Here is a 7,530-nt window from a genome sequence, read left to right as displayed (position 1 = left end):
GCCTGATCGGCCATACCCAACCGCGCCGCATCGCCGCCCGCAGTGTGGCCAGCCGGGTGGCTGAAGAGCTGGGCACGCCGCTGGGTGCGCTGGTCGGCTATCAGGTGCGGTTTGAGGATCAGAGCGATTCCAATACCCTGATCAAGCTGATGACCGACGGTATCCTGCTGGCCGAAACCCAGCACGACCGCTATCTCGAACGCTATGACACGATCATCGTCGACGAAGCCCACGAGCGCAGCCTGAACATCGACTTTTTGCTCGGTTATCTGAAGATCCTGCTGCCCCGTCGTCCCGATTTGAAGGTCATCATCACCTCGGCAACCATCGATCTTGAGCGTTTCTCCAAACACTTCAATGACGCGCCCATTGTCGAAGTGTCGGGCCGTACCTTTCCGGTCGAGACCTGGTATCGCCCGTTGACCTCCCAGCAGGACGAAGAGGGCAACAACGTTGAAGAAGACCTGAGCGTCGACCAGGCCATTATTGCCACCCTGGACGAGATTGCCGCGTTCGAGCGCAGTGAGCGTAAAAGCCCCGGCGATGTGCTGGTATTTTTACCAGGCGAGCGGGAAATCCGCGATGCCGCCGACATGCTGCGCAAGGCGCAACTCAAGCACACCGAGATCCTGCCGTTGTATGCGCGGTTGTCGCCTGCCGAACAGCAGCGGATTTTCCAGTCGCACCCGGGCCGCCGTGTGGTGCTGGCCACCAACGTAGCGGAAACGTCATTGACTGTGCCGGGCATCCGTTACGTGATTGACAGCGGCACGGCGCGCATCAGCCGATACAGCTACCGGGCCAAGGTCCAGCGCCTGCCGATAGAAGCGATTTCCCAGGCCAGCGCCAACCAGCGCAAGGGCCGTTGTGGCCGGGTCGAGCCGGGTATCTGCGTGCGCCTGTATGCCGAAGAAGACTTTAACGGTCGCCCCGAATTTACCGATCCTGAGATTCTTCGTACCAACCTTGCGGCAGTCATTCTGCAAATGCTGCACCTGCGCCTGGGCGAAATCACCGCGTTTCCGTTTATTGAGCCGCCGGACGGCAAGGCAATCACCGACGGTTTCAATCTGCTGCAAGAACTGTCGGCGGTTAACCGCGAAAATCAGCTCACACCGCTGGGCCGTCAGTTGGCCCGCCTGCCGGTGGACCCGCGCATGGGCCGTATGTTGCTCGAAGCCGCCAAGCTCGGCAGTTTGCAGGAAGTATTGATCGTCGCCAGCGCGATGTCGGTACAAGACCCGCGCGAGCGCCCGCCTGAACGTCAACAAGCGGCTGATCAGGCCCACGCGCAATGGAAAGATGTCGACTCTGACTTTGCCGGTCTGATCAACGTATGGCGCGGTTTTGAGGAGCAGCGCCAGGCGCTGACGGCCAGCCCGCTGCGCAACTGGTGTCGCAAGAACTTCCTCAACTACCTGCGGTTGCGCGAGTGGCGTGATTCCCACCGTCAATTGAGCCTGATCTGTCGCGATATGCAGCTCACGGTCAATCAGGAACCGGCCGATTATGCAAAACTGCACAAGGCGGTGCTGTCGGGGTTGCTGAGCCAGATCGGGCAAAAAACCGAGGACGGAGATTACCTCGGGGCGCGCCAGCGCCGGTTCTGGATCCATCCGTCTTCGGGGCTGGGTAAAAAGCGTCCGCAGTGGCTGATGACTGCCGAGCTGGTAGAAACGACCAAATTGTATGCGCGGATGGTGGCCAAGATCGAGCCGGACTGGATCGAACCGCTGGCCGGGCATCTGGTGAAAAAGAACTATTTCGAGCCCCATTGGGAGAAGAAGCGCGGGCAGGTGGTGGCCTATGAGCAGATCACCCTGTTCGGCCTGATCGTGGTCGGTCGCCGTGCCGTGCATTACGGGCCGATTGACCCGGTGCTGTCCCGCGAGCTGTTTATCCGTGAAGGGCTGGTGCGTGGCGAAATTCAGTCGCGGGCCAAATGCCTGACGGCCAACGCGCAGTTGCTTGAACAACTCGACGAACTGGAGGCCAAGGCCCGGCGCCGTGACATTCTGGCGGATGAAGAAACCCTCTACGCGTTTTACGACGCTCGCCTGCCGGCCGAGATTCATCAGACCGCGACATTTGACAGCTGGTATCGGGTCAACAGCCAGAAAGATCCACAGTTGCTGATCATGCGCGAAGAAGACGTGCTGGCCCGCGAAGCCACCGAAATCACGGCCATGCATTACCCTGACACGTTGCATCTGGGGGATTTGACCCTGGAGCTCAGCTATCACTTTGAACCCAACCACCCCCGCGATGGCGTGACGGTCAAGGTGCCAGCGCCGCTGCTCCCGGTTTTGCCGCCGGAACGTATGGAGTGGCTGGTGCCCGGCATGATAGAAGCCAAATGCATCGCTCTGGTGCGCAGTTTGCCCAAGGCATTGCGCAAAAACTTCGTGCCGGTGCCGGACTTCGTCAAGGCCGCGTTGCAGCGCATGGAATTTGCTGAGGGATCATTGCCACAAACCCTGGGCCGCGAATTGCTGCGCATGACCGGCGCTCGGGTGAGCGACGAGGCCTGGGCGCAAGCCGCGCAGCAAGTTGAAAATCATCTGAAGATGAATATCGAAGTGGTCGACGCCGACGGCAAGTTTCTCGGCGAGGGTCGTGATCTGGCCGAATTGACGGCCCGCTTTGCCCAGGCCAGTCAGGCAGCACTGGCCGTACCGCAAACCGCGAAAAATCAGCAGCCGGTCGAGGCCAAGGTGTTTGCCCCGGTGGCGGAGAAAACCCAGCAGAAGATCGCCGGGCTGTCGATGACGGTTTACCCGGCGCTGGTGGAAGAGGGCAATACGGTCAAGGAAGGGCGCTTTTCTACCCCGGCCGAGGCTGAGTTCCAGCATCGCCGTGCGTTGCAGCGTTTGCTGATGCAACAACTGGCGGAACCGGCGAAATTTTTGCGTGGCAAGCTGCCAGGGTTGACTGAGCTTGGCCTTTTGTACCGCGAATTGGGTCGGGTCGAGAGCCTGGTGGAGGACATTCTGCTGGCCAGCCTCGACAGCTGCATCCTGGAAGGCGAGGCGGTACTACCCCGTGATGGCGCGGGGCTGGCATCGCTTGCCGAGCGCAAGCGCGGAGCCTGGACCGAACATGCGGAAAAGCTGGCCAGACTGACGCTGGAAATCCTCAAACTGTGGCATGGTCTGCAAAAACGCTTCAAGGGCAAGATCGATCTGGCCCAGGCGGTGGCGTTGAATGACATAAAGCAGCAGCTGAGCCATCTGGTGTACCCGGGTTTTGTGCGCGAAACCCCGGCTTTGTGGCTTAAAGAGTTGCCGCGCTACCTCAAGGCGATAGAAATGCGTCTTGAAAAACTGCCGGGCCAGGTGCAAAAAGACCGGGTCTGGAGTGGTGAGCTGAGTGGTTTGTGGGCGCAGTACCAGGCGCGTGCGACCAAGCATGCGCAGGAGGGCAAGCGCGATCCGCAACTTGAGTTGTACCGCTGGTGGCTGGAAGAATATCGGGTGTCGTTATTCGGCCAGCAACTGGGGACCAAGGTGCCGATTTCGGACAAGCGCCTGAGTAAGCAGTGGAGTTTGGTGGAGGCTTGAGCCTGCAGTCCTGTGGGAGCGGGCTTGCTCGCGATGCAGGCGACGCGGTCATGCATTTGCACCGTGTTGCTGCAATCGAGAGCAGGCCAGCTCCCACGGGGGATCACTGCAAGATCCGTAAATAACGCCAAATGCTGGCATTTATGGCAAACTTCGCGGCTATCCGTACCTGAAACGATTTCAATATCTTCTGCTTGAACAGAATAGAGGAACGATCGTGCATAACGTCGTCATCAGCGGCACCGGCCTGTACACCCCGGCCAACAGCATCTCCAACGAAGAGCTGGTGCAGTCTTTCAATACCTATGTACAACAGTTCAACGCGGACCACGCCGTGGCTATCGAGGCCGGTGAAATCCAGCCTCTGGCCGAGTCCAGCGCCGCCTTTATCGAAAAGGCTTCGGGCATAAAAAGCCGCTTTGTGATGGACAAGGAAGGCATCCTTGACCCGCAGCGCATGCGCCCGCATTTGCCGGAGCGCTCCAACGACGAAATGTCGGTACTCTGCGAAATGGCCGTTGGCGCTGCCAAACAAGCGCTGGAACGCGCGGGTAAAACCGCCGCTGACATCGACGGCGTGATCGTGGCCTGCTCCAACCTGCAGCGCCCGTACCCGGCCATTGCCATCGAAGTGCAACATGCACTGGGTATTCAGGGTTTTGGTTTTGACATGAACGTGGCCTGTTCTTCCGCAACGTTCGGTATCCAGACCGCCAGCAACAGCGTCCAGTTGGGCCAGGCTCGCGCGGTACTGCTTATCAGCCCTGAAGTATGCACCGGCCACTTGAATTTCCGTGACCGTGACAGCCACTTTATCTTTGGCGATGCCGCGACCGCGATAGTGGTCGAGCGTGCCGACCTGGCAACGTCCGAACACCAGTTCGACATCGTCAGCACTAAACTGCTGACTACGTATTCGAACAATATTCGCAACAATTTCGGCTTCCTCAACCGTGCATCCGACGAGCCAGCTGACAGCCCGGACAAACTGTTCGTGCAAGAAGGGCGCAAGGTCTTCCGCGATGTCTGCCCGATGGTGGCTGAACTGATCGGCCAGCATCTGCAGGAAAACCAGCTGGACGTGGCGCAAGTCAAACGTTTCTGGTTGCATCAGGCCAACCTGAGCATGAACCACCTGATCGTGCGCAAGCTGTTGGGCCGCGAAGCTTCGGTCGAAGAAGCTCCGGTGATTCTCGACACCTATGCCAACACCAGTTCGGCCGGTTCGGTGATTGCCTTCCACAAGTACCAGGACGACTTGCCAAGCGGTTCGCTGGCGGTGCTCAGCTCGTTCGGTGCCGGCTACTCGATTGGCAGCGTGATTCTGCGTAAACGCTAAGGTCACAGCTGGTTTGTGGTGGGAGCGGGCTTGCTCGCGATACAGGCAGCGCGGTCTGACAGGCAAACTGCGGTGATGCTATCGCGAGCAAGCCCGCTCCCACACAGAAAAATCACTTTCCGGTTGCGGAGACCTGCATGGCAACTGTTGACGACGCTGACCTGCTCAAACGTCTGCTTAACGGCGAGCAACAGGCCTTCCGCGAGCTGGTCACTACCTATCAAGGTGCCATGCGCGCTGTGGCCCATGCGATCGTCGGCAATCGCCATGCTGACGAAATCGTTCAGGACGCCTGGCTGTCAGTGGTGCGCAACCTGTCCGGGTTCGAAGGCCGTTCGAGCCTGAAAACCTGGCTGCTGACCATCACGGCCAATGCGGCGAAACAACGCTACAAGCAAAATCGTCGTGAAGTGCTGCTCGACGATTTGCCTTCGCCCCACGGTACTGTCGACGATGAGCGGTTTTCCAGCGATGGCCACTGGTTGCTTGCCCCTTATTCCTGGCATCAGGACAGCCCTGACGCATTGCTCAGCGAAGATGAGTTGCGCGAATGTCTTGAGCAAACGCTCCTCAGTCTGCCGCAGTTGCAGAGCAGTGTGCTGGTGTTGCGCGAGCGCCAGGGGCTCGAGCTCGAAGAAATTTGTAATATTCTTGAGATATCGCTCTCTAATGTCCGGGTGTTGATACATCGCGCCCGACTCAAAGTCTTCGCGACCGTGGAACATTTCGAGGAAACTGGCGAATGTTGACCTGCAAACAGCAAGTAGCGGTCTCAAGTGACTATCTGGATGGTCAGCTGAGTTTTCGTCAGCGGTTGTTGGTACGCCATCATTTGCTGTTCTGTCCGAACTGCAGGCGTTTTATCAGGCAAATGCGTTTGTTGAGGGGCACGTTGCAAAAACTTCCCGAACCGCCACCGGAGGATCTGGAGCAGACGGTTGAGCGAATGATGCGCGAGCAGTCGCGCTGATGGCGGGGCATGAACGAGAACACTGTCGGTGGATGTGATGGGGGCCGACGGCATCCTCGCTCTGCTTTTACGGCACAAAACGCTGAATGACTTCAGCGTTTTGTCTATTGAGTAAACCTTTCTTTTAGAACTTGGCTTCCAGGTCCAGCTGCAAGGTGTTGGCCTTGGCATCTTTCTGGGTGGAGGTCGCGTAGTCGGCCTTGGTCAGGAAGTAGGTCACGCCGACACCGAAGTTCTTGTCGATTTCATAACCCACTTTGAACTTGTGACCGCGGGAACCGGTAGTACCGTTGGCGAAGTCAGAATCGGTGAAAGCGCCGACCACGGCGTTACGCTGAATATCGCGGTAGTTGTAGTCCAGGCTGAAGGCGTTGAGCTTGGATTTGAAGCCCACCAACCAGGCATCATCCTGATCGCTGTCGGTGGCAGCGTTATGCACGTATTGGCCGTACAGCGACAGCGGCACGGGCAGGTTGGCGATATCGACCTGACCGAAGCCTTCGTACAGGCGGAACTCGTCAGTGCTGTTACCGTTGACGCCGAGTGCACATGGGGTGGTCTTGGTCCCGGTGGTCGGGCACTTGCTGTCCTTGTCGTTGTTGTAGCTGTAAACGCTGCCGCCCAAGGTCACTTTCAGGCTGTCGGTAGGGGCGAAGCGAGCACCCAGCTGGCCGGCGTACAGGCTCAGGTCGTGCTTGAATTGCACGCCTTCGCCGTCAACGTTGTCCTTGAGGGTGTAGTAACCGGCGCTACCAAACATTTCGACGCCGCTGTTGCCCAGGTTGTGTTTGTAAGTGGCGGCCAGACCTTCCGGGTTGATATCGCTATCCCAGATTACATCGCCCATATTGACCCACGGCTGTGGCATCTTGCCGGCAATCAGGTGCAGGTCCTTGACGGCGGTCGGGTGGTAGTCGATAAACGCCATGTCCAGCCACAGTTGCTTCTTGTCGAAGTAGTTGTCCAGATCCTGGTTGGTGGAACGTGCATCATCACCGCCGCCAGTGGCAATACGGATACCGGTATTCACCTGCGGGTTGATTTCGGTATAGGCGCCCAGGCGAGCACGAATGCGTTGGCGGTCCTTGTTCTTGCCATCGGATTCGCCGTCGATCTTGACGGTTTCCTGACGAACCCGTACATCCCCCTTGAGTTCGGTTTTGGCGGCCCAGGCGACTTTCTGTTCGAAGGCACTGAGATCGGATTTTTTCACCTGGTCGGCGGCAGCTTCTTGCTTGGCTTGATTCTCACTGGCGAGTTCAGTTTGCAGCTCGGAGTACTGTGCAGGCGAAATAGAGCCGTTGGCTTTTAGCATTTCGAGCAGTTTGGCATCGACCGCAGCGCTGGCCGGAACGCTCATGGCCAATACCAGGCCACCACACAGTCCCGCAGCAACCCGTGTAGATACAAGACGCATTATGAATCTCCCAGTGCTGAGATGGCCCTAGCCACCCCAAGAAAAATCGGCCCTTTACGGGCTCACGTTAACGAGGCTTGGCGTGTCATGAGCGTGTTGGCAAACAGGTCGCTCATAACCCCGTGTTCTAAGAAGCGGCGTCAGTATCGCGGGTGGATATGACAGAAAAGTGGCAGACTGATAGCAAGTCTGTGACAGTGAAGCGATTCAGTGGTTGGGTGATACCATCGCGTCTAAGCCGCGC

At 58.2% G+C, this 7,530-nt stretch carries 5 protein-coding genes; 4 read left to right on the top strand and 1 reads right to left on the bottom strand.

Annotated features, from left to right (window positions below; genetic code table 11):
• From hrpA to GHO42_RS12945, 4 genes are all read left to right on the top strand, one after another.
• The coding region (gene hrpA / locus GHO42_RS12960; RefSeq protein WP_153384154.1) for an ATP-dependent RNA helicase HrpA at window positions 1–3,560 on the top strand (3,560 nt) is incomplete at its 5' end.
• 217 nt (window positions 3,561–3,777) lie between these two features.
• Entirely contained in the window at window positions 3,778–4,899 is a 1,122-nt protein-coding gene (locus tag GHO42_RS12955) for a beta-ketoacyl-ACP synthase III (protein ID WP_095018937.1), read from the top strand.
• 137 nt (window positions 4,900–5,036) lie between these two features.
• A complete protein-coding gene (locus GHO42_RS12950; RefSeq protein WP_095024130.1) occupies window positions 5,037–5,648 on the top strand; it encodes an RNA polymerase sigma factor in 612 nt (203 codons plus the stop codon).
• Window positions 5,642–5,869 (top strand): anti-sigma factor, encoded by a 228-nt coding sequence (locus GHO42_RS12945; RefSeq protein ID WP_095002677.1) that lies wholly within the window; start codon window positions 5,642–5,644, stop codon window positions 5,867–5,869. The genes GHO42_RS12950 and GHO42_RS12945 overlap by 7 nt, the downstream gene beginning before the upstream one ends.
• Window positions 5,870–5,993: 124 nt before the next feature.
• Here GHO42_RS12945 and GHO42_RS12940 read toward each other — a convergent pair whose 3' ends face one another.
• The gene (locus GHO42_RS12940) at window positions 5,994–7,286 is read right to left on the bottom strand and encodes a putative porin (protein ID WP_165446539.1); all 1,293 of its coding nucleotides are present in this window, start codon (window positions 7,284–7,286) and stop codon (window positions 5,994–5,996) included.
• Between the last annotated feature and the right edge of the window lie 244 nt (window positions 7,287–7,530).

The organism is Pseudomonas sp. FSL R10-0056, assembly GCF_009600105.1.
GTDB classification, from domain to species: domain Bacteria; phylum Pseudomonadota; class Gammaproteobacteria; order Pseudomonadales; family Pseudomonadaceae; genus Aquipseudomonas; species Aquipseudomonas bubulae.
This window is presented reverse-complemented; position numbering and strand designations above follow the sequence as displayed.